20 protein-coding genes are annotated in these 22,875 nt (G+C 68.5%); 5 read left to right on the forward strand and 15 right to left on the reverse strand.

From position 1 onward, the window contains the following. Window positions 1–3 precede the first annotated feature (3 nt). On the reverse strand, window positions 4–1,584 hold the full coding sequence (locus tag ACHL_RS17565; protein ID WP_015938656.1) for a fimbrial protein: 1,581 nt from the start codon (window positions 1,582–1,584) through the stop codon (window positions 4–6). A gap of 167 nt (window positions 1,585–1,751) precedes the next feature. Here ACHL_RS17565 and ACHL_RS17570 point away from each other — a divergent pair, with 167 nt between their 5' ends. Both ACHL_RS17570 and ACHL_RS17575 read left to right on the forward strand, forming a co-directional pair. Then, a complete protein-coding gene (locus ACHL_RS17570) occupies window positions 1,752–2,600 on the forward strand; it encodes a DUF1206 domain-containing protein (protein ID WP_015938657.1) in 849 nt (282 codons plus the stop codon). A gap of 118 nt (window positions 2,601–2,718) precedes the next feature. Next, window positions 2,719–3,207, forward strand: a complete 489-nt coding sequence (locus tag ACHL_RS17575) for an SRPBCC family protein (RefSeq protein ID WP_015938658.1) — start codon at window positions 2,719–2,721, stop codon at window positions 3,205–3,207. Here ACHL_RS17575 and ACHL_RS17580 read toward each other — a convergent pair. Together ACHL_RS17580 and ACHL_RS17585 are read right to left on the reverse strand one after the other, a co-directional pair. Further along, window positions 3,204–4,022 carry an anti-sigma factor family protein gene (locus ACHL_RS17580; protein ID WP_015938659.1) on the reverse strand — a complete coding sequence of 273 codons (819 nt, stop codon included), beginning with the start codon at window positions 4,020–4,022 and terminating at the stop codon, window positions 3,204–3,206. The genes ACHL_RS17575 and ACHL_RS17580 overlap by 4 nt on opposite strands. Next, window positions 4,019–4,519 carry a sigma-70 family RNA polymerase sigma factor gene (locus tag ACHL_RS17585; protein ID WP_015938660.1) on the reverse strand — a complete coding sequence of 167 codons (501 nt, stop codon included), beginning with the start codon at window positions 4,517–4,519 and terminating at the stop codon, window positions 4,019–4,021. The genes ACHL_RS17580 and ACHL_RS17585 overlap by 4 nt, the downstream gene beginning before the upstream one ends. Before the next feature lie 178 nt (window positions 4,520–4,697). On the opposite strand from ACHL_RS17585, the gene ACHL_RS17590 reads away from it, so the two are divergent. Further along, the gene (locus tag ACHL_RS17590; RefSeq protein WP_015938661.1) at window positions 4,698–5,246 is read left to right on the forward strand and encodes a COG4315 family predicted lipoprotein; all 549 of its coding nucleotides are present in this window, start codon (window positions 4,698–4,700) and stop codon (window positions 5,244–5,246) included. 66 nt (window positions 5,247–5,312) lie between these two features. Here the strand turns inward: ACHL_RS17590 and ACHL_RS17595 are convergent, their stop codons facing one another. The 4 genes from ACHL_RS17595 to ACHL_RS17610 all read right to left on the reverse strand — a co-directional run bounded on the left by ACHL_RS17595 (window position 5,313) and on the right by ACHL_RS17610 (window position 8,636). Then, window positions 5,313–6,116, reverse strand: coding sequence for a hypothetical protein (locus tag ACHL_RS17595; protein ID WP_015938662.1), 804 nt, complete (start codon window positions 6,114–6,116; stop codon window positions 5,313–5,315). Then, the gene (locus ACHL_RS17600) at window positions 6,109–6,687 is read right to left on the reverse strand and encodes an RNA polymerase sigma factor (protein WP_043794207.1); all 579 of its coding nucleotides are present in this window, start codon (window positions 6,685–6,687) and stop codon (window positions 6,109–6,111) included. The genes ACHL_RS17595 and ACHL_RS17600 overlap by 8 nt, the downstream gene beginning before the upstream one ends. Before the next feature lie 144 nt (window positions 6,688–6,831). After that, window positions 6,832–7,563, reverse strand: coding sequence for a hypothetical protein (locus ACHL_RS17605; protein ID WP_015938664.1), 732 nt, complete (start codon window positions 7,561–7,563; stop codon window positions 6,832–6,834). Between the two features lie 221 nt (window positions 7,564–7,784). Then, window positions 7,785–8,636 (reverse strand): DMP19 family protein, encoded by an 852-nt coding sequence (locus ACHL_RS17610; RefSeq protein ID WP_015938665.1) that lies wholly within the window; start codon window positions 8,634–8,636, stop codon window positions 7,785–7,787. Between the two features lie 217 nt (window positions 8,637–8,853). On the opposite strand from ACHL_RS17610, the gene ACHL_RS17615 reads away from it, so the two are divergent. Together ACHL_RS17615 and ACHL_RS17620 are read left to right on the forward strand one after the other, a co-directional pair. Next, window positions 8,854–12,336, forward strand: a complete 3,483-nt coding sequence (locus ACHL_RS17615) for a DEAD/DEAH box helicase (protein WP_015938666.1) — start codon at window positions 8,854–8,856, stop codon at window positions 12,334–12,336. 102 nt (window positions 12,337–12,438) lie between these two features. Next, complete coding sequence (locus tag ACHL_RS17620) at window positions 12,439–13,482, forward strand: glycoside hydrolase family protein (protein WP_015938667.1); 1,044 nt, start codon at window positions 12,439–12,441, stop codon at window positions 13,480–13,482. Between the two features lie 202 nt (window positions 13,483–13,684). On the opposite strand, the gene ACHL_RS17625 is transcribed toward ACHL_RS17620, so the two are convergent. The 8 genes from ACHL_RS17625 to glnT all read right to left on the reverse strand — a co-directional run bounded on the left by ACHL_RS17625 (window position 13,685) and on the right by glnT (window position 22,852). Further along, on the reverse strand, window positions 13,685–14,974 hold the full coding sequence (locus ACHL_RS17625; protein WP_015938668.1) for an ammonium transporter: 1,290 nt from the start codon (window positions 14,972–14,974) through the stop codon (window positions 13,685–13,687). Window positions 14,975–15,231: 257 nt separating this feature from the next. After that, window positions 15,232–15,855, reverse strand: coding sequence for a helix-turn-helix domain-containing protein (locus ACHL_RS17630; RefSeq protein ID WP_043794839.1), 624 nt, complete (start codon window positions 15,853–15,855; stop codon window positions 15,232–15,234). 49 nt (window positions 15,856–15,904) lie between these two features. Further along, window positions 15,905–17,191, reverse strand: coding sequence for an allantoate amidohydrolase (locus ACHL_RS17635; protein ID WP_015938670.1), 1,287 nt, complete (start codon window positions 17,189–17,191; stop codon window positions 15,905–15,907). 11 nt (window positions 17,192–17,202) lie between these two features. Then, on the reverse strand, window positions 17,203–18,372 hold the full coding sequence (locus tag ACHL_RS17640) for an FAD-dependent oxidoreductase (RefSeq protein WP_015938671.1): 1,170 nt from the start codon (window positions 18,370–18,372) through the stop codon (window positions 17,203–17,205). Then, window positions 18,372–19,748: an FMN-binding glutamate synthase family protein gene (locus tag ACHL_RS17645; protein ID WP_015938672.1), complete on the reverse strand. Its 1,377-nt coding sequence runs from the start codon at window positions 19,746–19,748 to the stop codon at window positions 18,372–18,374. The genes ACHL_RS17640 and ACHL_RS17645 overlap by 1 nt, the downstream gene beginning before the upstream one ends. A 10-nt stretch (window positions 19,749–19,758) precedes the next feature. Continuing rightward, window positions 19,759–20,487, reverse strand: coding sequence for a GltB/FmdC/FwdC-like GXGXG domain-containing protein (locus ACHL_RS17650; protein ID WP_015938673.1), 729 nt, complete (start codon window positions 20,485–20,487; stop codon window positions 19,759–19,761). Then, the gene (locus tag ACHL_RS17655) at window positions 20,475–21,383 is read right to left on the reverse strand and encodes a class II glutamine amidotransferase domain-containing protein (protein WP_015938674.1); all 909 of its coding nucleotides are present in this window, start codon (window positions 21,381–21,383) and stop codon (window positions 20,475–20,477) included. Before ACHL_RS17655 ends, ACHL_RS17650 begins: the two co-directional genes overlap by 13 nt. A 26-nt stretch (window positions 21,384–21,409) precedes the next feature. Then, window positions 21,410–22,852, reverse strand: a complete 1,443-nt coding sequence (gene glnT, locus ACHL_RS17660; RefSeq protein WP_015938675.1) for a type III glutamate--ammonia ligase — start codon at window positions 22,850–22,852, stop codon at window positions 21,410–21,412. Window positions 22,853–22,875: the final 23 nt, after the last annotated feature.

Raw genomic sequence — 22,875 nt, forward strand, 5'->3', positions numbered from 1 at the left:
GGTTCAGAGCCTCTCGAGCTTGGTGTCGTTGGGGACCTTATAGTACGTGGACACGTTAGTGGTGGCCGAACTCTCGGTCTTGACCTCCACCTCGCCCACCTTCACGTCGAAGCCGGCCTCATTGGATGCAGTCACCACGCTGTTGACCTGGACGGTGGCCGAGCCGGCCTCGTACAGCTTGGCGGCGTCGCGCGCTGCACCGTAGTCGTTACCGAGAGCCACGTTGCGCAGGTAGCTGTCCACCACCGCCCGGTTCTCCGGGGTGTAGTCAACGTTGATCTTCACGGTGCCCTGGGTTCCGGCGGACACGGAGGATTCCACCTTGGCTGCCTTCACGTCGGTGCCCTCGGTGACGCCCTGCGCCACAGTGCCTTCCATCGAGACCGTCACGGAATCGATGTTGTTGCCCTTGTCCATGTTGACCTGCAGGCCGCCCTTGCCGGAGGCCTCGAACGTCCGTCCGTCCAGATTGAGCTTGCCCTGGGCTGACACTTCACCGCTGGCGGTCGCCGTGCCGTCCGTGAGGTTCCGTTCGTAGGAGAGGTCCAGCTTGGCGGAACCGGAGGCTGCCCCGCTCTCGCCCTCAGCCTCCAGGGACAGCGTGCCCTTGGCCTTGTCCGTCTGGCCGGTAGAGCCGTTGTCGCCGGCGGCATCGTTGATGGTGTCGAGAATGTAGCCGGGCGGGTTTCCGGCGACGTCCTTGATATCGCCGATGCTGTCCGGGGGCAGGTCCTTGTACATCTGCGCCCGCGCGGCCATGGCTTCCTCCACGCTGCCGAACGTGTACTCCCGCGAGACTTCGCCGCTCAGGGTGACGCCGGCCGTGCCCGAGGTGTCATTGACGCCCAGGCCCATGTTTCCGTAGACCTTCATGGTGGCCGAACCGTCCGCGTTCTCCACCACCTCGGTGCCCACTTCGGCGCCGCCGTGAACCCAGGCGACGCGCGCTTCGATGGAAGCTTTGCCGGTCTCCGTGTAGACCGGGATGTCCGCCTTGGCCAGTTCCTGCAGGTGCTCCTTAGCCTGCTGCTGCGCGGACTCGGGGATGCCGCCGTCCATGCGCATGAGGTCCTTGGCGAACGGGCCGTCCTCGCCTTCCCCCTGGATCAGGTACTTCCGGTCCGCCTCGGACAGGCCTGCCCACCACTTGGCCTGCTCTTCGGGGCTGGCGTTGAGCATCCGGTCGAGGCCGGACTCAAGTTCCTTGCGGTGTTCGGCGGCGGCCGCTGCTGCGGCGGCCTGTTCCTGCAGCCAGTCCCGCGCCTGCCCGGCCAGGGACTTGATCCGGTCCCAGGTGCCGCCCCCGCCGCCTCCGCCGGAGGAGTTGGAAGACTTCTCCTGCTCGTCCGCGTGCTTCATCAGGATCTTGGAGTTGGCCCGGAGGCTGGAGACCACCTTTTCCAGGTTGGGCCGGTGGCTGGAGCTCCAGTCCTGCCGGAAACGGGCGCCGTCGGCACCTTTCCACGGTGCGGCCTGGATCTGGCCCTGCAGCGAACCTGCGCGGCTGCTCAGCAGGGACGCGGCCTGGTCCACTGCCTTGGCCAGCGCCCGCAGCTGGCTGACGTCAGCGCCGTAAAAAGTCATGGTGTTCCCCCGGGTGGTTCGCGGTGAGTGTGAATCGCTGAAGCTTATGGTTGCACAACCACCGGACCGGGGCGATGGGGATCGCTCCCCATCATCCGGACCCGCATGGCACCATTACCTTGTGTGGGGCACGCACACTGGTGAACCACAGCGCCGCCGTCCGGCGCATGCACAAAGGAACTGCCATCAAAAGAGAACTCAAGCAGGCCGCTGATGCGGCTGAAACCGTCACCAACTCACGGGCACTGGAAATGCTGGCCAGGGCGGGATTCGCGGCCAGCGGCATTCTGCACCTCCTGGTGGGGGCCATAGCCATCCGCCTTGCAACCGGTGGAACCGGCAGCGCGGACTTCAGCGGCGCCGTGGCCGAGCTGGCCACCCAGCCTGCGGGCCCGTTCCTGCTGTGGGCCAGCTTCGCCGCCTGCGCAGCCCTGGCCATCTGGCAGGCCAGTGATGCGATCTTTGACTACACCCACCTTCCCGCCAAGCAAAAGGCCGCCAACAAGGCCAAGGCCGCAGCGCAGGCAGTGGTGTTCGCCGGCATGGCCCTGACACTGATGTCCTTTGCCATGGGTACCGGGTCCGATGATGACAACCGGAAAGCCGCCAGCGACCTGACGTTCTCGCTGATGAAGGCCCCGGGCGGCGTCGCCCTGCTGGTACTGCTGGGGACCGCCATCGCCGTCACCGGCGTCGTCTATGCCATCCGCGGGCTGCGGAAATCCTTCGAAAAGCACCTGGTGATGCCCGCCAACCCCAGCGCCAGGACCGCCGTCACGGTCCTGGGCGTGGCCGGCTATGTGGCCAAGGGGACGGTGCTGCTGCTGGCCGGGCTGCTGATCGCGATCGCCGCGTGGCAATCCCATCCGGAGCAGTCCACAGGCCTGGACGGCGGCCTGCGCGGCCTGCGGGACCAGCCCATGGGAATCTACCTCCTGGCGGCTGTGGGCGCAGGGCTTATTTGCTACGGCGCGTACATGATTGTGCGGGCCAAGATCGCACGGATGATCAGGTAGTCCTCCCGGACCCATCCCAGGCTGCCGGCGGCGGACGGGCGGACGGCCGCCCCGAGGACCTGTGGCAGCCCGGCGCGGCCGCGGCTTAGGCCTCCGCCGGCGTCGCTAGGGTTGGACCATGCCCCAGGTACGCGCTGAACGCCATATCCGCACCGACCCGGAGACGGCCTTCGCCTTCTCCCAGACCACTGGTTCCTTCCGGTTGAAATGGGACCCGTTCATCTCCGCGCAAGGATTCCTGGACGGTGCAGCCCAGGCCGGCAAAGGCGTCCGGACCCGGACGCGGTCCCGCCTGGGCCTGGTGATGGTCAGCGAGTACGTCTCCTACGCACCGCCCCGGAATGTGGGAATGACCATGGTGGCCGGCCCCTGGTTCTTCGGGAACTTCGGCGGGGGCTGGCGTTTCACGGCGGACGACGGCGGCACCCGGGCAGTCTGGAAGTACACCTTTTCCTGCCGCCCGGCACTGCTGCGGCCATTGATGGAAAAGATCGGCACCTGGCTGCTGGGCCGGGAGATCGAGAAGCGGATCGAAGCGTTCGCACGGGCGTGCGAGGACGCCGGTCTCCAGGCGGAGTTCCGGGAACTCCGCAGCGGCACCGCCTAGGGAACGGTGATGACGGCGACCGCCTGCTGCGTCCCGTCCCGCAGTTCCACACTGGAAATCCTGCCCAGCTGGATGGGCGTGGCGCCGGTGACCTTGACCCGGCCGCTGGGCGTGGCCGTCCAGGCGCAGGCGCGGTCCTCGCCGCCGTCGCGGTCCCTGACCCACAGCGACAGCGTCCCGTCGGACGGCAGGCTGCTGCCGTTCACCGCCAGTTCGGTCCCCCAGGTCTTCCGGGCCAGGTCGATGCTGAACTGCAGCCCGCCCCCGGACTGCACCGAGTAAGTGGCGTCCGGCTGCGGCGCCCGCACCAGCAGCGGCCCCACGGCCAGGCCCACCGCAAGGCAGGCAGCGGCGGCCGCCCCCGCGAGCGCCGCCCACCGCCGCCGCAACGTCCGGCGCCGGCGCGCAAGTTCGTGCAACAGCGGCTGCGACGCGGCGTCCCGGTCCACGGCGGGGCCGGTGATGGCCGTGGGCAGGGCGCCCGCCAGCTCCCCCGCAGGCCCGGGCTCAGTGGCACCGGACGGCGTGGCACCGGACTCCTTGGCACCGGACGGCGTGGCACCAAGCTCGGCGGCATTTGATTCTGCGGCATTCGGCTCCGTGGCACCTGGAATCGTGGCACCCGGAACCGATGTGAGGGCCAGTGCGTCCGGCACGGGAAGCGCGTCGAGCAGCGCAGGGAGTGTCTCCAGCCCGGCGAGTTCGTCCCGGCAGGCGCGGCACCGCCCAAGGTGGGCTTCGAACACCGCCCGCTCGCCGGCGTCGAGCCCGCCCAACAGGTAGGCACCCAGCAGCTGGTGGGGGTCCGCGGTCATGGTTCCACCCCCATCTCATCCAGGATGGTCCGCAGGGCCCGCACGGCGTAGTAGGCGCGGGACTTCACGGTGCCGGTGGGGATGTTGAGCTGGGCGGCGGCTTCGTTGACCGTGAAGCGGCGGTAGTGCAGGGCCACCAGGACGTCCCGGTGTTCCTTGCTGAGTCGCAGGAGGGCCTCCTCGATCAGCACCCGGTTCAGCAGACCGTCCACGCGCTCCATGACCCCGGCCTGGCGGGCGGGCTCGCCCTCCAGCGTTTCGGCGGGGCGGCGCTGGGCGCGGCGGTAGTTGTCGATCATGATGTTCCTGGCCGTCCGGTAGAGGTAGCTGCGGATGCTGCCGTTGATGTCGGGCGCCTGCTGCCAGACCCGCAGCACGGTTTCCTGCACTACGTCCTCGGCCAGCTGCGGGTCCCGCGAGGCGCTGAGCACGAACCGGCGCAGCGCCGTGCCGTGTTCACGGTAGAGGGACTCCACCGCGTCCTCGTCGAGCGGCATCCCGTCCTCCTGCCCGCGTTGATCCGCTGTTTGCCCATTCAGACGCCGTTTCCGGCCAAAAGGTTCAACCACACCGGCCTACCCTGTTTGCCTGCCGCCTTGAACCATTCTTCACCCGGCGGCGTCATACCGGTTAGCGTCCGGTGGTCCGATGCCGGGCACCAGCAAAGGAGCAACCATGAAATCCCGTTTGGGTGCAGGTTTCGCCATTTTGGCCCTCACTGCTGCACTGGCCGCCTGCGGCGGAACCAGCGGAACAACGCCGGCTTCCACCCCGGCCGGCACGGCCAGCGCCCCGGCGACGCCTGCTGAGTCCGCTTCGCCATCGGCCACCTCCACCGGCACTCCAAGTGCCGCCGTCGACCTTAAGACAGCGTCCTCCAGTGCGGGCACCATCGTGGTGGACGCCAAGGGCATGAGCGTCTATTTCTTCACGAAGGACACCAAGGACTCAGGGACCAGTGCATGCGCTGATGCCTGCCTGAAGGCGTGGCCGCCGCTGACCACCACATCCACCACGCCGTCGGCGGACGGCGTGACCGGGAAGCTGGGCACCATCACCACAGCGGACGGCAAGCAGCAGGTAACGCTTGAGGGAATGCCGTTGTACTACTTCGCCAAGGACACCAAACCCGGCGATGTCCTGGGCCAGGGCGTCAACAACGTCTGGTACCTGGCGGACCCGTCCGGCAGCATGATCCAGGCGGCCAGCGGCGCCGCCTATTAGCGGCGGGCCGATCAGCCTTTGGTTCGGCGGGCACAGGCCTCCGGCATGGAGACGGGCTGCAGGCGCCTATTGATGGGGGGCTGCAGGAAGAGTAGTAGGCAGCGGAAGCTGCGGCACTTCCGGCAGTGGCACCTGCGGCCGCTGGGGCAGCCTGTCCGTGACCTCCGTGGGAACGGCCGTGGGCAACGATCCGGGCGCGGGCACGCCCGCAGGCCTGTCCGGTGTCACGGCCGGGGACTGGACGCCTTCCGGAACAGCGGGAGCGTCCGACGCCGGCGCCCCGGCAGGTGCCTCAACCGGCGCAGGTGCCGTGGGCACCGCGGCCGGGCTCACCGGTGCGGCCGGCGCAGGTACAGCCGGGTCCGCAGGTTGCGCCGACGGCAGGGGTGCCTGCCGTTGTCCGGTGGGCCCGGATCCCGTCACGAAGGAGGTCACGGCGTGGTTGAGCTGGGTGAACGAATCGCGGATGCCCTGATCGGACGCGGCAGCAACAGCGCCGCCGGCGGTCAGGGTGACGCCCAGGGTCAGTGCAGTAAGGGCGGCCCGGCGCTTCGCCCGGCGCCGCGCGGCAAGCTCGTCGCCGTTTGAGCCGGGTGAGTCGCTTGCGCCGGTTGCGCCATGCGGGTCATCGGCCACGGTGTGGGAATCCACCGCGGCGGGGTCAGCCGGGGCCGCAGTGGCTTCGGCGGAACCGGCGGCCTGGGCACGCTCGAGCAGCGCCGCGACGGCGGCCGAGGGCTCGGGAACGTCGGCGCCAAGGGCGCGGAGCTGCAGAAGGGCGGGGCGGAGCTGGCCGTCGTCGTCCAGGTCTGCCTCGAGCAGCAGCTGGTCAACGAATCCTTCACTGCGGGATCCTGCGGTGTCACTCATGATTCGCCTGGTTTCTTTTGAGCGTCTGTGCCTTGAGGTTTTGGAGGGCCCTGCGCTGGAGCTGCTTGATGGCGCCGGTGCTTTTGCCCATGATGGCGGCCACCTGTTCGATGGACAGGTCCGCCACGATGCGGAGGGCCAGGACTTCCTGGTGTTCGCCGGCCAGCCCGTCGAGCATGGCGGCCGCCCCTCCTGTGAGTTCCACCGCGTGCTCCTCCGCGGACGGAGAAGTCCGGGCGTCGTCATGGGGATCGTAGGGCGTCAGCTGCGGCCTGCGCTCCAGCCGGCGGTAGTGGTCCACCATGCGGGCGTGCGCGATGGAGAAGATCAATGACTTTGCGCCCTGCAGGCCGCCCGTGAGGCTTTCGATCCTGGGGTAGAAAGCCAGGAAGACGTCCTGGGTCACACCTTCAGGGTCATCCACGCCGCGCGCTTTGAGGTAGCCCTGGACCGGGCCGGCGAAGGACCGGTAGGCAGCAGCAAACAACACAGCGGGATCTGCTCCGGCTGTGTTCTCGAATTCTTCGGTTTCTGCTTGGGCCAACGTGTCCAGCACCAGCGGCTCCTCCATTCCGGGACGCGGCGTGCGCGCGCCTTTCCCGGTTTGTTCTGCAGGCTGCCGGCGCGTTGGGCCGGCTGCGGCTTACCAGCCGCGGTGGACTGCGGGGACCGGCGGCAAAGGCCGGTTCCCGCAGTCCACCCTAGCCAACTGGTGCTAGCGGGCGGAAACGGAAGGTACGTCTACGCTGTTGCCCGGAACGGCGGGAACTGCGGGCACAGCGGGAACCTTGGGGGCGTCGTCAACGCCGGGGACGGCGGGAACGGCAGGAACGGCAGGCAGGGTGGGGACGGCCGGGAGTTCCGGGCGGTGGGCGTCGACGGCGGCGGAACCGTTGGCGGATGCGGCAGCCTTTGCTGCGGCATCGGCGTCGGCCGCGACGTCGGCGCAGTAGCTGTCGATGTTGGCTTCGCCTTCGGCGGCGAGCTTCAGCGAGGAGAAGCCCTCGGAGGCAGAGTTCAGGCCACCGTGGGTGAAGGCGGTGCACAGGCCGATTGCTGCAGCACCTGCGGCGTCCACTGCCGAGTTGGCGGCGGCGGAAGCCGAGCCCTTGGCAGCAACGCCGTCTTCGTCGGCCTTGGCGTCGGCGTCGGCGGAAGCAGTGGCGTCTGCGGAGGCGGTGGCCTTCGCCGTGGACTCAGCGGCAGCCTTGACGTCTTCAGCCTCAGCGTCCGCTGTGGCGCCGGCGGCCCCTTCAAGGGCCTCGGAAGCGGCGTTGGCGGCCAGCTTCGGGGCCGGAGCGCCGAAGATTTCGTGGGCGGTCTGCTGGGCTTCGGTGGGGAGGACGCCGGAAACGGCGGCTGCGCCGGTTCCACCTACGGCCAGGGTGCCCGCTGCCAGGACTCCGGCGGCGACTTTACTGCTGGCGAGAACGGTGAACAAAGACATAAAACACTCCAAACCTTGGCGACTTTCGGGTCGGGGCCGGTGGGCCCATCACCTCCTACATCGCCGGGCGGTCCGGAAAGGTTACGGGTGCTGTGAAACTTTTTCCGGAGTCCCCGGTTTCCGGAGTGCCGGCGGGCCGCGTCCTTGGCGGGAAAGGCCCGCATCCGCTGTTGCGCTGCAGCGGATGCGGGCCAGGCGGGCGAAGGGCCCGGGTTAGGTGGCTAGGCTTCGACCAGCCCGGCGTCAGCCTCTTCGAACTCCACGGCCGCCACGATCTCCTGGGTTTCGGGATTGATCATGAAGGCTTCGTCGTCCTCCTCAACCATGAGGAAGTCGCCATGGTCGGTACTGAAGTACCACGCGAGGGTCTTTTCGCCGTCGTGCATGTAGTTGGGGTCGCCCATGGTGATCCTGGCCAGCTCGTAGCCGGCAATACTGCACAGTTCACGGATGATGATTTCGAAATCGGGTGCGTCCTCCAGCGCTTCCTCGGCCGCCCTGGCCTGGCGCTCCGGGAGGTCCGGGATCTGGGCGGCGAGCTGCTGGATGTAGGGGCCCACCTCTTCGTCGTCGAGGACCAGCAGGTCCGCCTGGCCGCGCAGCCACGCCGCGTTAAGGGCGGTGATGTTCTCCCGCTCCAGCAGTTCCTCGAACTCGCCGTCCAGCTCCTCCATGGCCACGACCCTGGCCGGCACCTCGTCGTCGTCATCCAGCGGCCCGTCCAGGTAGTGCTCCGCGTCCTCTTCGGACAGGTTCCCGTAGGCATCCACTGCGCGGTTGAACAGGTCCAGGTGCGCCGCGGCGCCCATGCCGGCCATGCCCTCCCGGATGAGGGTGTCCGTCTCGTTGCGGTCAACGGACATGAAGGCGTACTGGGCGAAGCCGCCCTCCAGCGCCTGGGTGAGGTAAAAATCCACGTAGTAGCTGCGGACTGCAACGGGCGACATTTCATCGGTGGCCAGGAGCGCCGTGTGCATGGCATCCACCACGCTGACGTTGGCCGCCACGGCTTCCTCATCGGTTGCTTCTATGCTGCTGCTGGTCAGGACGACGGGCTGCTGGGTGGTGATCATGGAATCCCTCACTGCTGGCTGGTGCTGCGGACATTTTTCACGCTACGTCCGCAAAACTGCCGCGCCGTTGAGGGAGACGTGAACGTCAGGCGAAGTTTTCATGGGAGGCAGGTGCCGGGGGCCGCGGCACGGCCGGGCTGCCGGGCGAACTAAGATGGATCAGATAACCACCCGACGGACCCGGCCCTTCCGTGGGCTGCTGAAAGTAGCGCGCACCATGCCATCCCAACCGGACGAGAGTGCGGCACTGGCAATACAGACTCCCGCCATCAACGACCGCTCGCTCGCGGCCGGCCTTGCCTATGCCATGGGCAGCCGGGTCACCGGGATATCGTTCGACGCCGGCACCGGGCTCATGCTGGGCAAGGTCAGGGGAAGCGCGGACACACCGTATTCCACCACCGCCAAGCTGGTCCGCAAGGGCGGCGGGTGGAGCTGCACGGTGGGGGTGTGCAGCTGCCCGGTGCGGAAAGACTGCAAGCACGTTGCCGCCCTGCTGTTCGCGGCTGAGGACAACCCGGCCACACGGGTCCAGCTGCTGGCCTCCTCAACGTCCACGCAGGTCTCGCACCAGCCCGGCGGGGCCGTCCTGTCCGACTGGGAGCAGGCCCTCAACCCGCTGATCGCCAAACCGGGATCGGCTCCTGCCGGCAGCGGGGTGCCGCTGGCGCTGCAGTTCGAGATCGAAGAACCCGCCCCGCACTTCTCATACACCGGCCGGCGTGACCCGGTGCGCAGCGTCCGGCAGCTCAAGGCCCGGCCCGTGATCATGGGCGCCAAAGGCAAGTGGATCCGCGGCGACGTCTCCTGGAACACCCTGAACTACCTGAACTTCCGGCGGGAATCGAACCAGGAACACGTGGAGTGGCTGCAGGAATTCCTGGCATCCCATTCGGCGGCGGCCAGCCGGATGCACAACGCCTCCGGGCTGTGGCTTGGGCTGAACTCCTACTCGGGGAAGAACCTGTGGAGCCTGCTGGCCGACGCCCGGAAGATCGGCCTGGCCCTGGTGAACTCGCGCGGCGCGGAACCCGTGCGGCTCGCCGAGTCTCCTGCCGCCGTCGCGCTTTCCCTCAGCCGGTACGGCACCCCGCTCGCGGGACCGGAACAGCCGGAACCCGCCGCCCCGGGCAGCGGCACGTCCGACGGCGGCCTGGAGTTGTCGCCCACCATCACCGTTGAGGGCGAAGAGATCGATCCGGCGGCCGCCGGGACCATCGGCCGGCCCGCGCACGGGCTCTTCTTCACCACCGGGGAGGCGTCGCTGCCGGGCGTGCCCGATCCGGACGGTGTCCTTACCCTGGCGCCCCTGGAAAGCGGCCTGAGCGAGGAGTTGCTGGCGTTCGTCACCGCGGGCAGCACGCTGCATATCCCGGCCAGGGATGAATCCAGGTTCCTCACCGGCTTCTACCCCAAGCTGAAGCAGACCGCGCGGGTCACGGCCCGGGACGAATCCGTGGAGCTGCCCACGCTGGCCGTCCCCACATTGTCGCTGCTGGCGAACTACGGCAACGACCACCGGGTCCGGCTGCACTGGGAATGGCACTACAAGAGCGGCAACCACGTGACGGCCCAGCCGCTGTGGCGCCACCCGGGCGACCAGGGCTACCGGGACGACACCGCGGAGTCCCGCATTTTGGAAGGCATCGGGCAGCCGTGGGATGTTGTGGCCGCCCTGGGCGAGTCCTCCACCGGCGGCTGGGGCACGCCCCGGCTGGCTGCCTCCGCCGAGCTTAAGGGACTGGACACCCTCGCCTTCACCGAGGAGGTGCTGCCGCGGCTGCGTGAAGCACGGGACGTGGACGTGGAGACAGCCGGCGACATTGCGGACTACCGCGAAGCCGAGGAAGCGCCGGTGGTGTCCATCTCCACCAAGGCCACCGAGCAGCGGGACTGGTTCGACCTGGGCATCCAGATTTCGCTGGAAGGCCAGCCGGTGTCCTTCGCCGCCGTGTTCTCCGCCCTCGCGTCCGGGCAGACCAAGATGCTGCTGCCCAGCGGCGCGTACTTCTCCCTGGACCTGCCGGAACTGCACCAGTTGCGCGCCCTCATCGAAGAGGCCCGTTCACTGCAGGACAACAAGGACGCACCGCTGCAGATCAGCCGGTTCCAGGCCGGCCTCTGGGACGAACTGGCGCAGCTGGGGATTGTGGACCAGCAGGCGGCCACCTGGCGCTCCGCGGTGGGCGGCCTCCTCGAGGGCGGCATGGACGGGCTGCCGCTGCCCGCTTCCCTGAACGCCGAGCTGCGCCCGTACCAGCTCGAAGGGTTCAACTGGCTCAGCTTCCTGTACAAGCACAGCCTGGGCGGAGTCCTGGCGGATGACATGGGCCTGGGCAAGACCGTGCAGGCGCTCGCCCTGATGTGCGCGGCGAAGGAACTCGCCGTCGAGGCTGCTGCGTCACTGGAAGCCGCCGACGACGGTGCTGCCGCTGCCCCGGGCACCCGGCCCGCCGCCGTCGCGCCCTTCCTGGTGGTGGCGCCCACCAGCGTGGTGGGCAACTGGGCGCTCGAAGCCGCGCGCTTCGCCCCTGGCCTCACCGTCCGCACCGTGGGCGAAACCTTTGCCAAGAGCGGGCAGGACGTGGCGGATTCCCTGGGCGGGGCCGACGTCGTCATCACCTCCTACGCGCTGTTCCGGATCGACTACGAGTCGTATGCCTCCCGCGAGTGGTCCGGACTGGTGCTGGACGAAGCCCAGTTCGTGAAGAACCACCAGTCCAAGGCCTACCAGTGCGCCCGGAAGCTCCCGGCGGCGTTCAAGCTGGCCATCACGGGCACCCCGCTGGAGAACAACCTGATGGAGTTCTGGGCGCTGACCTCCATCGTGGCGCCGGGCCTGTTCTCCAGCCCCAAGCGCTTCGCGGAGTACTACCAGAAGCCTGTGGAAAAGAACGGCGACAAGGGCCAGCTGGAGAAGCTCCGCCGCCGGGTCCGGCCGCTGATGATGCGCCGCACCAAGGACCAGGTGATCAAGGACCTGCCGCCCAAGCAGGAGCAGATCCTGGAAGTGGTGCTGAACCCGCGGCACCAGAAGGTGTACCAGACGCACCTGCAGCGGGAGCGGCAGAAGATCCTGGGGCTGATCGAGGATGTGAACAAGAACCGGTTCACCATCTTCCAGTCGCTGACGCTGCTGCGGCAGCTGAGCCTGGACGTATCCCTGGTGGACCCGGCCTTGTCCGCGGTGCGGTCCTCCAAGCTGGATGTACTGTTCGAGCAGCTTGAGGACCTGGTGGCGGAGGGGCACCGGGCGCTGATCTTCAGCCAGTTCACCGGGTTCCTGGGCAAGGTCCGGGAACGGCTGGACGAGGAGGAGATCGAGTACTGCTACCTCGACGGCGGCACCCGGAACCGTGCCGACGTGGTCAGCGAGTTCAAGAACGGCAGCGCACCGGTGTTCCTGATCTCGCTGAAGGCCGGCGGGTTCGGGCTGAACCTCACCGAAGCCGACTACGTCTTCCTGCTCGATCCCTGGTGGAACCCGGCGTCCGAGGCCCAGGCCGTGGACCGGACCCACAGGATCGGCCAGGCCCGGAACGTGATGGTGTACCGGCTCGTGGCCAAGGACACCATCGAGGAAAAGGTCATGGCACTGAAGACCCGGAAGTCGCAGCTGTTCGCCGATGTGATGGAGGGCGATGCCCTCTCCGGCGGTGCCATCACCGCGGAGGACCTGGCGGGATTGTTCAAGGAGTAGGGCCTGGCCGGCTGCCCGCGTTTCGACGCGCAAACGCATTCACGCACCCGAAATAGCCATCTATGCTGGTAGCCAACCGAAAACTACAACGTTGGAGAAGAAGTGTCACAGCCACAGCAGGCCGAGCAGCTTGCCCCTGAAGCCCCGGCTCCGGCAGCCTCGCACGCCTTGCCGTACCTGAGACCGGACGCCTTCACCACCCCCTTCCGCGATCCCGTCTGGGACGGCCCCACCGATCCCATCCTCGTGGCCGACCACCTGGCCAACGAGTGGGCGCTCTTCTATACCCAGCGCCGCGCCACCGCCCCGGGACTGACCGGCGTGGAATGGGTGCACGGGACCGGCATCGGCGTCGCAAGATCGTCCGACGGCGGCGCAACCTGGCGCTACCAGGGCACCGCGGAGGGACTCATCCCGCCAAGAACGGAACTGCCGGCAACCCTCTGGGCGCCCGACGTCGTCCGTATCGGGGACCAGTGGATCATGTACCTTTCCGTGCTCGGCGGACGGCGCACGGACTGGACGGGGAAAGCCGGAATCATTCAGTTCGCCAGCCGGGACCTCAACCACTGGGAGTACCTCGGACCCGTCGACCTCGACTCCCCCAGGGTCATCGACGCCGCAGTGGCCCGGTGCGGGGACGGCCGCTACCGGCTCTGGTACAAGGACGAAACCCGCGGTTCGACCACCTTCAGCGCGGTCAGCGACACCCCGGAGGACCCGGCGTCGTGGGTCCTCGAAGGCGTGGCGATTCCCGGGCGCCCGCACGAGGGACCGAAGGTCTTCCGGCTGGGTGGCAGCTACTGGATGATCGTGGACGAATGGCGCGGCCAGGCTGTGTACCGCTCCGGTGATGCTGCCGGCAGCTGGATCCGGCAGGAACACCGCGGCGGGCTGATCCTCACGGCGCCGGAATCGGTGGACGGAAGGCCCGTCGTCGGACGCCACGCGGACGTGGTGCCGCTACAGTCGGCGGAAATGCACGACGGCGGCGCGGAGCGGGCGCTGCTTGTGTACTTCACGCACCCGCACTGGGGCGGTGAGGACATCGATACGATGGCGCCGGACCCACGCACCCACCTGAGCCACGTCCGCGCGGCAGTGCTGGAAGTCCGTGACGGCATCCTGGTGTGCACGGAACACTGAAGCCGCCGCCTCGCGCGGGGCACAACGAAGGGCCAAACCCTGGAACTATAAGCCGGCTGCTGCCGGCACCGGTCCAGGGTTTGGCCCTGCTTAGTGCGCTGGAATGGGTGTCACGGCGTGACGCGCATGAACCGGGCGCCGCCCCCAGCAGGCGGGCGCCCGGCAGCTGATGCGGATCCGGCCTGCGCCGGACCCCTTTTGGCTAGACCCGCTGCGGGGAGCCGAGGTCCACGGGGTCCTCGTCAGTCAGGTAGGCCAGCTCGGAGTGTGCTGCGAGGTCGATGCCGCGCATCTCGTCCTCGGGCTTGATGCGCAGGCCGATGGTCTTGTCCAGGATCTTCGCCAGGATCCACGTGATGCCGAACGAGTAGGCCAGCACTGTGACGGTGGCGAGGGCCTGGACTCCGAGCAGTTCGAATCCGCCGCCGTAGAAGAGGCCGCTGACCCCGTTGGGGGCGGCGTCCGTGGCGAAGAGGCCGATCAGCAGGGTGCCCAGAATGCCGCCCACGAGGTGGACGCCGACGACGTCGAGGGAGTCGTCGAAGCCCAGCCGGAACTTCAGTTCGATGGCCAGCGAGCAGACAGCGCCGGCGATCGCACCGATGGCCACGGCACCGAGCGGGCTGACCGAGCCACAGGCGGGGGTGATGGCCACCAGCGCCGAGATCAGGCCGGACGCGGCGCCCATGCTGGTGGCGGCGCCGTGGCGGAACCTTTCAACCAGGGCCCAGGCCAGCAGGCCGGCGGACGCAGCCACGGCAGTGTTCAGGAAGACCACCGATGCTGAGTGTCCGGCGGAGAGGGCCGAGCCTGCGTTGAAGCCGAACCAGCCCACCCACAGCAGGCCTGCGCCCACCAGGACCAGGGGCCGGCTGTGCGGCTTGGCGTGTTCCACCTTGGGCCAGCCGGAGCTCTTGCCCAGGACGAGGGCCAGTGCCAGGGCAGCTGCGCCGGCGTTCATGTGCACCGCGGTGCCGCCGGCGAAGTCGATCGCCTTGATGCCGTTGGCGATCCAGCCGCCCACCGTGCTGCCGTCCGCGGAGTTGAACGCGAACACCCAGTGCGCAATGGGGAAGTAGACAATGGTGGCCCAGATGCCGGCGAACACCATCCAGGCGCCGAATTTCATGCGGCCCGCGGCGGCACCGGCAACGAGTGCGGTGGTGACGCAGGCGAAGAACAGCTGGAACGCGGCGAACAGGATGACCGGGATGGACGCCTCCTTATCCTCGGCCATCAGCTGTCCCATGCCGGGGAACTCGGTGACGTCACCGATCAGCCCCAGCCCGCCCACGGAGTTGCCGAAGGCCATTGAGTATCCGAAGAGTGCCCAGAGGACGGCCACCAGGCTGGCGCCGCCAAAGCACATCATCATCATGTTGAGAATGCGGCGCGACCCCACCATGCCCCCGTAAAAGAGTGCGAGGGCGGGAATCATCATGCAGACCAGTGCCGAGCTGGCCAATATCCAAGCGACATTTCCCGAATCCATGGGAAACCCCTTTCGTGATGCGACGAAGAGAACGGAAATTTTGCCGTCAGAACCGCTCCGGCGGAAGGGACGCGGGGTCTGTGCCATCTTCAGCGGAGGGCGGCAGTTTGCCGTCGTGATTCAACTGTATGGCGGGCATTTTGGGCTGGGTTTCGGGCGTGTTAAATGCTGGTTTCAGTCATCCACGCGCGAGTTTCAGGAGTAACAGGACAGGCGGAAAGGCCCGGTACTGCGGGGTTTTTGACGCTGCCGCGAAGCTACTTGGCGGAGATGGCCAGGAAGCTGATGGGGAGGTCCAGCAGTTCCAGCGGCCCGTGGGGTCCTTCACCGTCCAGCAGCAGCGAATCGCCGGCTTCCATGGCGTATTCGTAGGAGCCGTGGCCGTAGACCATCCGGCCCGAAAGCATGTAGATGAACTCGGTGCCCGGGTGCTGGAACAGCGGGAACACGTCACTGGCGTCCGTGAGGGTCACCAGCGTTGGTTCCAGGGCGTCGGTGCGCCCCTTGAGGGTTCCCAGCACACGGTATTCGTGGCCGTGCTGGGTTCCGCTGCGGACCGTCAGGCTGCCTTGGCCGCTCTTGGTGAATGTGGCATCCCGGTCCGTGTCGGCACCGCGGAACAACGCCGTGACGGGAACTTTCAGCCCGTCGGCGAGCCGCTGCAGGGTGGTCAGGGAACAGGAGGTGGTGGCGGTTTCCACCCGCGAGATCATGGCCTTTGACAGTCCGGTGCGGGCCGCGAGTTCCGCCGAGGAGAGCCCGGCCGCGGTGCGGTAGTGCCGGACCTGCGCGGCGATGACCTGCTCGAGCTTGCCCGCGGCCTGGTCTGCGACGGCCTCGGCCTGCTGGTCTTCTGCGCGGTCCCCGGCCTGTTCGGTCATGGTTGCCATCTTAGGCGGGCCACGGGGGCTCCGGAGTACGACGCCGGCGCTAGCCAACGGTACGGGCCCCGCCCAGGAGCCCGGCCAGGGAGTCCGCCAGGGCAAGGGCGCCGGCTTCGGCGTCCCGGTCCTCCACCAGTTCGTCGGGCGAATGCGAGATGCCCGTGGGGTTGCGGACGAACAGCATGGCCGTGGGCAGGTGCGCCGCCAGCACCCCGGCGTCGTGCCCTGCACCGGTGGCCAGCACGGGAGCGGCAGGAAGGAGCTGCTGCAGCCGGTCCCGGAGTCCGTCGTCGAACTGCACTGTGGGGCTCAGCGACTCCCTGGTGAGGGCGGCGGAACAGCCTTCCTCGGCGGCGAGGACCTGGGCGTTCAGCCCGATGGCCTCCACCAGCGCGGCGGTGACGGAGTCCTCCGGGTGGCGGACGTCGATCCACAGGTCCACGCGGGACGCGATGACGTTGGTGCCGCCGGGGACGGGTTGCAGCCGGCCCACCGTGGCACGGGCGTCCCGGTACTTGCGGGCGGTCTCACGGATGCCCACCACCACTTTGGCGGCCGCGATCATGGGGTCCCTGCGGTCCTGCATCAGTGTGGTGCCTGCGTGGTTTCCCTCGCCGGAGATGGCCAGTTTCCAGCGGCCGTGGCCCAGGATGGACGAACCAACCGCCACCGGCTGGTCCAGGTCGATCAGGCCCCTCCCCTGTTCCACGTGCAGTTCAACGAACAGGCCCAGCTGCTGCAGCGCCTTGTAGTCGGCGCCGATGAACCGCGGGTCCTGTCCGTTGGCCGCTGCGACGTCGGCGTAGGTGTTGCCGTCCGGGTCGCGGAGGTTGCGGGCCTTGTTGGGATCGAGTTCGCCGGTGAGGAGCCGCGAGCCAAGGCAGGCGATGCCGAACCGCGAGCCTTCCTCCTCGGGAAACACTGCGATCGCCAGGGGGCGGCGCGGGCGGAAGTTGCGTGCTTTGAGGAGGTCGACGGCCACCAGTGCCGAGGCGACCCCCAGGGGGCCGTCATACTCGCCGCCGCCGGGGACGGAATCGAGGTGGCTGCCGGTGGCCACCGCGTCCTTCCGCACACCCGCGGCCGTGTCCCACCAGGCCCAGATGATGCCGTTGGCGTCGGTGTGGACGTCCAGCCCACGCCGGGTGGCCCGCTCGATGAACCAGATCCGCAGGTCCGTTTCGGCGGTGGAGAACACCGGGCGGGAGTAGCCGCCGCGGGTCCTGTCACGCCCGACGTCGGAGATTTCCTTCAGGAGGCCGGCAACGGTGGGTGCGCCGGCGGTTTCTGCGGGTACGGCAGGCGGTGCGGGTGCTGTCTGGGGAAGGCTCACGGGGTTCCGTTCTACGTGGTGAGTGCTGGTGAGGCGGTGCTGCGGAACCGGTCCGGGACCACCGCTGCGCCGGTGGCCAGGTCCGCCGCCCACTGTCCGATCAGCGGGGCGAATTTAGCGCCGTGCCCGGAGCAGGGCGAGACGACGGTGAGGTTGTCCGCCCGGTCGATGAGGAAGTCCTCATTGGGGGTGTTGGTGAACAGGCAGGTGGTTTCGGCGTACGGCTCAGGGTCCAGGCCGGGCAGGTATCGGCTGACGTAGTCCACCACGCGGGCGCGGTTGGCCGGGTCCACCTGGCCGGTCTGGTCCGCGGCCGACGGGATCAGCGGTCCGCCGTTGTATTCGGCCACTTTCTGGCCGGCGAATCCGGCGTCCCGGCCGCCGGGAAGTCCGTAGGCCTGGATGTCCGCGGCCTTGTGGATGAACGTGGGCCAGGTGGCGCCGGGGTAGCCGTCGCGGTAGCGGAAGTGGAACGCCTGCTCCTGCCGGACGGTGAACTCGGGCAGGCCGGCGAGGAAGCCGGCCGGCAGCGGCAGGGAGTCCAGCAGCCGCGGCAGCCAGCCGCCGGCGCTGATGACGACGTTGCCGGCGTCGAACGTTTCCCCTGCGGCGGAGTGCAGCCGGTAGCCGGCGCCGGTCCCGCGGCCGAGGCGTTCCACCCGCTCCACAGTCCAGCCGGTCAGCACCCGGGCGCCGTTGCGGACGGCGAGCGCCACCATCGCGTTCACGGAGGTCTCGGCATCGATGACCCCTGCCCCGGGGTGCCAGAGGACCTCGGTGTCGAAGGCAATCTGGGGCCAGCGGGACCGGGCCTCGGCGGCGGAGAGCAGCTCGTGGCCGATCCCGGCGCCTGCCAGGACGCCGGCCAGCAAGGCAGGCTGCCGCGTGGGGCCGTAGTCCACCGCCCCGAAGGGCGTGATCAGCTCAGTTCCGGCCTCGGCGGCCAGGCTGTCCCAGAGGGCCTTCGAGTCCAGCACGGCCTGCGTGTAGAAGGGGTCCGGGTAGGCGTAGCGGAAGATCCTGGCGGAGCCGTGGGAGCTGGCGTTGTGTGCGGCCGGAACGTCGCGCTCCAGCAGGGTGACCTGGTGCCCGCGGGCGGCCAGCTGCCAGGCGGTGGCGGCGCCGGCCAGGCCGGCGCCCACCACCACATAATCGGACGGGTCCGGAAGCGGGTCACCCATCAGAAGCTGCCCTGGACGCCCGGGATCCAGCTGGTTCCGGCCAGCGGCACGCGGGCCATGGCGGAGGCCTCGATGGTCAGTGCCACCAGGTCCTCGGGTTCCAGGTTGTGCAGGTGCGACTTGCCGCAGGCCCGGGCGATGGTCTGGGCTTCCATGGTGAGGACGCGGAGGTAGTTGGCCAGGCGCTTGCCGGCGGCCACCGGGTCCAGACGGGACGAAAGCTCCGGGTCCTGGGTGGTGATGCCGGCCGGGTCCCGGCCGTCCTGGAAGTCATCGTAGAACCCTGCGGCCGAGCCCAGGCCAGCGTATTCGGCGGCGTAGCGGGGATCGTTGTCGCCCAGGGCGATCAGCGCGGCGGTGCCGATGGCCACGGCGTCCGCGCCCAGGGCCATGGCCTTGGCCACGTCGGCGCCGGTGCGGATGCCGCCGGAGACGATGAGCTGGACCTTGCGGTGCACGCCGAGTTCCTGCAGCGCCTGGACGGCCTGCGGAATGGCCGCGAGCGTGGGGATGCCGACATTTTCGATGAACACCTGCTGCGTTGCCGCGGTGCCGCCCTGCATGCCGTCCACCACCACCACGTCGGCGCCGGACTTCACCGCCAGCGCTGTGTCGTAGTACGGCCGGGACGCACCGATCTTGACGTAGATGGGCGTCTTCCAGCCGGTGATCTCGCGGAGTTCCCCGATCTTGATCTCGAGGTCATCCGGGCCGGTCCAGTCCGGGTGCCGGCTGGCGGAGCGCTGGTCGATGCCCACCGGCAGGGTGCGCATCCCGGCCACACGCTCGGTAATCTTCTGGCCCAGCAGCATGCCGCCGCCGCCGGGCTTGGCACCCTGGCCCAGCACGATCTCAATGGCGTCGGCCTTGCGCAGATCGTCCGGGTTCATGCCGTAACGGGACGGCAGGTACTGGTACACCAGGTGCTTGGACTGGCCGCGCTCCTCCGGCGTCATGCCGCCGTCGCCCGTGGTGGTGGAGGTGCCCACCTCGGACGCGCCACGGCCCAGCGCCTCCTTGGCGTTGGCGGACAGCGCGCCGAAACTCATGCCGGCGATGGTCACGGGGGTCTGCAGGTGCAGCGGGCGGGAGGCGTGCCGGTCGCCGAGGACGACGTCGGTATCGCACTTTTCGCGGTAGCCCTCCAGGGGGTAGCGGGACATCGAGGCGCCGAGGAAGAGCAGGTCGTCGAAGTGCGGGACCTTGCGTTTGGCGCCCCAGCCGCGGATGTCGTAGACGCCGGTGGCGGCGGCGCGCTGGATGTCGGCGATGGTGGCGCGGTCGAAGGTGGCGGACTCGCGGAGACCGAGTTCGGCGATGTTGGCGGGCGCTGCGGCCGGCCTCTGGGCGGGCGCGGGAATGGAGGTGATGGTCATTGGGGGCCTCCTAGTAGGCAGTCGAGTTGTCGACGTGGAAGTGGTAGAGGTTCCGGGCGGAGCCATAGCGCTTGAAATCGGCCGGGTTGTCGGTGCGGCCCGCGGTGGACAGCAGTTCTGCGAGTTCGGCCAGGTGCTCGTCCCGCAGCGGCTTTTCGATGCAGTCCGCGCCCAGGGAGGCCACGGTGCCCTTGACGTAGATCCGGGCTTCGTAGATGGAGTCGCCCAGGGCGTCGCCGGCGTCGCCGCAGACCACCAGCCGGCCGGCTTGGGCCATGAACGCTGACATGTGGCCGATGTTGCCGCCCACCACAATGTCCACGCCCTTCATGGAGATGCCGCAGCGGGCGCCGGCGTTGCCGTCGATGACCACCAGGCCGCCGTGGCCGGTGGCGGCGGCGGACTGGGAGGCATCGCCTGTGACGTGGACGGTGCCGGACATGATGTTCTCGGCCAGTCCGACGCCGGCATTGCCGTTGACGGTCACGGTTCCCTTTTGGTGCATCCCGGCGGCGTAGTAGCCGGCGTGGCCTTCGATGGTGACGTTCACGTCGGCGTTGATGCCGACGGCGAGGCTGTGTTTGCCGCCGGGGTGGGTCACGGTCCAGGACTGGCCGTCGACGGCGTGGTGCAGGTCCTGGTTCAGGCCGCGGACCGGGGCGTCGGCGAGGTCCACCACGGTGGGCGCCTCAGCGGTAGCTGCAGTTTCCAGGGCTTCGGGGGCTGTCAGAGTGACCATGTGTAGACCTTTCCGGGTTCCGGTTCAAAGATGCGGGCGTTGTCGATGCCGGGCAGTGCTGCCAGGGCGCGGTACTCGGAGGCCATGGCCACGTAGTCGTCCGTTTCGGCGATGATGGCGGGCTTGCAGGCGATGGGGTCGCGGACCACTGCCATGCTGTCCGCGGTGGTGACCACCAGGGTGTAGAAGCCGTCCAGGACCTTGCCCAGGTTCACCAGCGCTTCCTCAAGGGTGTCGCCCTGCTTCAGCCGGGAAGCGACGTAGCGTGCGCCCACCTCGGTGTCGTTCTCGGAGTCGAACACCACGCCTTCGCGCTTGAGCTCGCGGCGGACGGTGGCGTGGTTGGAGAAGGACCCGTTGTGGACCAGGCAGAGGTCGTCGGCCACGGAGAAGGGGTGCGAGCCGCCGGCGGTGACGGCGGATTCGGTGGCCATCCGGGTGTGGGACAGGCCCTGGCTGCCGGCCATGGCCTCGAGCCCGTGCTCGGCGGCGATCTCCATGGGGTGGCCCACGCTCTTCATGACGGCAACGTGTTCGCCTCGGCCGATGATGGTGGCGCCGGGCACGGTTTCGGTGACGGCCTTGGCCAGCAGATCGGTCCCGACGGCGGCGCTCACCAGGGTGGTGTCCCCCACCACGCGGACGGCTGCTGCCGCATCTGCTGGGAGGAGCGCCGCGACGCCCGAGGTGATGTCCGCCGTCGTGATTCCCTGGTCTTTGCCGAGCAGGCTCAGGGTGGACGTGCCCGGGGAGACCAGGCCGGGGGTGTTGTAGACGGCGAGGCCGGCGGAGTCGGGTCCGCGGTCCACGATCTGGCAGAGCATCGAGGACAGCAGGCTGCCCATCCGGGGGTGCAGCGAGGGATTGCGCAGCTGCAGCGCGGCGATTCCGCACATGGTGGGATTCCTTTACTGGGTAGGGGTTAGATCGAGGTGAGGTAGGTCCGGATTTCCCAGTCGCTGACCTGGTTGTGCCAGCTGAGGAACTCGTCTTCCTTGGCGTCGGCGTAGTAGGCGCCGATTGCCGCGTCGCCGCTGAGGCTGGCCAGGATGACCGGGTCCCTGCGGAGTGCTTCGACGGCGTGCAGCAGCGTGGCCGGCAACAGGTGGGCATCCGCCTTGGACTCCCCCGGCCCGGACGGCGTGCCCGGGTCCATCGATTTCTCCACCCCGTCCAGGCCGGCGGCCACGGCAGTGGCGATGGCCAGGTACGGGTTGGCGGAGCCATCGCCGGAGCGGAGTTCGATCCGCTTGTTGTCCGGCACGCGGATCATGTGGGTGCGGTCGTTGCCGCCGTAGGAGGCCTTCCGCGGGGACCAGGTGGCGCCGGAGGAGCTGGTGGTGGCGCCGGTCCGCTTGTAGGAGTTGACCGTGGGGGCGAGGAAGGCCTGCAGTGCGGGGGCGTGGTCCAGGATCCCGCCAATGAAGGAGTAGGCGAGGCCGGACAGCCCAAGGCCGCGTCCGCCGTCGTCCGCTGTCTTTTCCGCATCTTCCGCACCCGGGAACAGTGCATTGCCGTCGGACCACAGCGAGAGGTGGAAGTGCAGGCCGGTGCCGGTGCGGTCGGTGAACGGCTTGGGCATGAAGGTGGCGGTCATCCCGCGCTGCTCGGCCAGGATGTTCAGGATGTAGCGGAGCGAGACTACGCGGTCCGCGGTGGTGAGGGCATCGGCGTAGTTGAAGTTCTGCTCAAACTGGCCCGCGGCGTCCTCGTGGTCGTTGGCGTAATTGCCCCAGCCCAGGCTGTTCATGGCTTCGCTGATGGACGTCAGGTGTTCGTACATCCGAGTGACACCGCGGGCGTCGTAGCAGGGGCGGGGCGAATCATCGCGGGTGTCGGCGGTGCTCAGCGTCCCGTCGTCGTTCCTGTTGACCAGGAAGTATTCCACTTCCGCGCCCACCTTGGCCTGCATGCCCTGGTCCGCAAGCCGCGCCAGGGCGTTCTTGAGGATGACGCGCGGGGCGTAGGGCCAGGGCTTGCCGTTGACGTGCGGGTCGCAGTGGATGATGGCCAGGCCCTCCTTGATGAAGGGCACCGGGGTGAAGGACGTGAGATCGGGGACGGCGATGAGGTCCGCGTCCTGGGGCTTCTGGCCGATCAGGCCCGCGGCGTAGCCGGCGAAGCCCATGGCGCCTTTTTCGAGTTCGTCGGCGGCTTCCACCGGGACCAGCTTGGCGCAGGGCTTGCCGGTCATGTCCACGAAGGTGGCCAGGAGGAAGCGGACGTTGTGGGCGCGGGCGATGTCCGCGAGGGAGATGGTGGGTTCTTCGGCTGGAGTGTCCGGGCGGGGTGCCGGCGGCTCGGTGCGGGCGGGAGCGGTGAACTCCGCCGCGGTGGTTACAGCAGGGGTTGCGACACTTGTCATCGAAACATTCCTGTCCGGGTTGG

Origin of the sequence: Pseudarthrobacter chlorophenolicus A6 (assembly GCF_000022025.1) — a bacterium.
Classification (GTDB): Bacteria; Actinomycetota; Actinomycetes; order Actinomycetales; family Micrococcaceae; genus Arthrobacter; species Arthrobacter chlorophenolicus.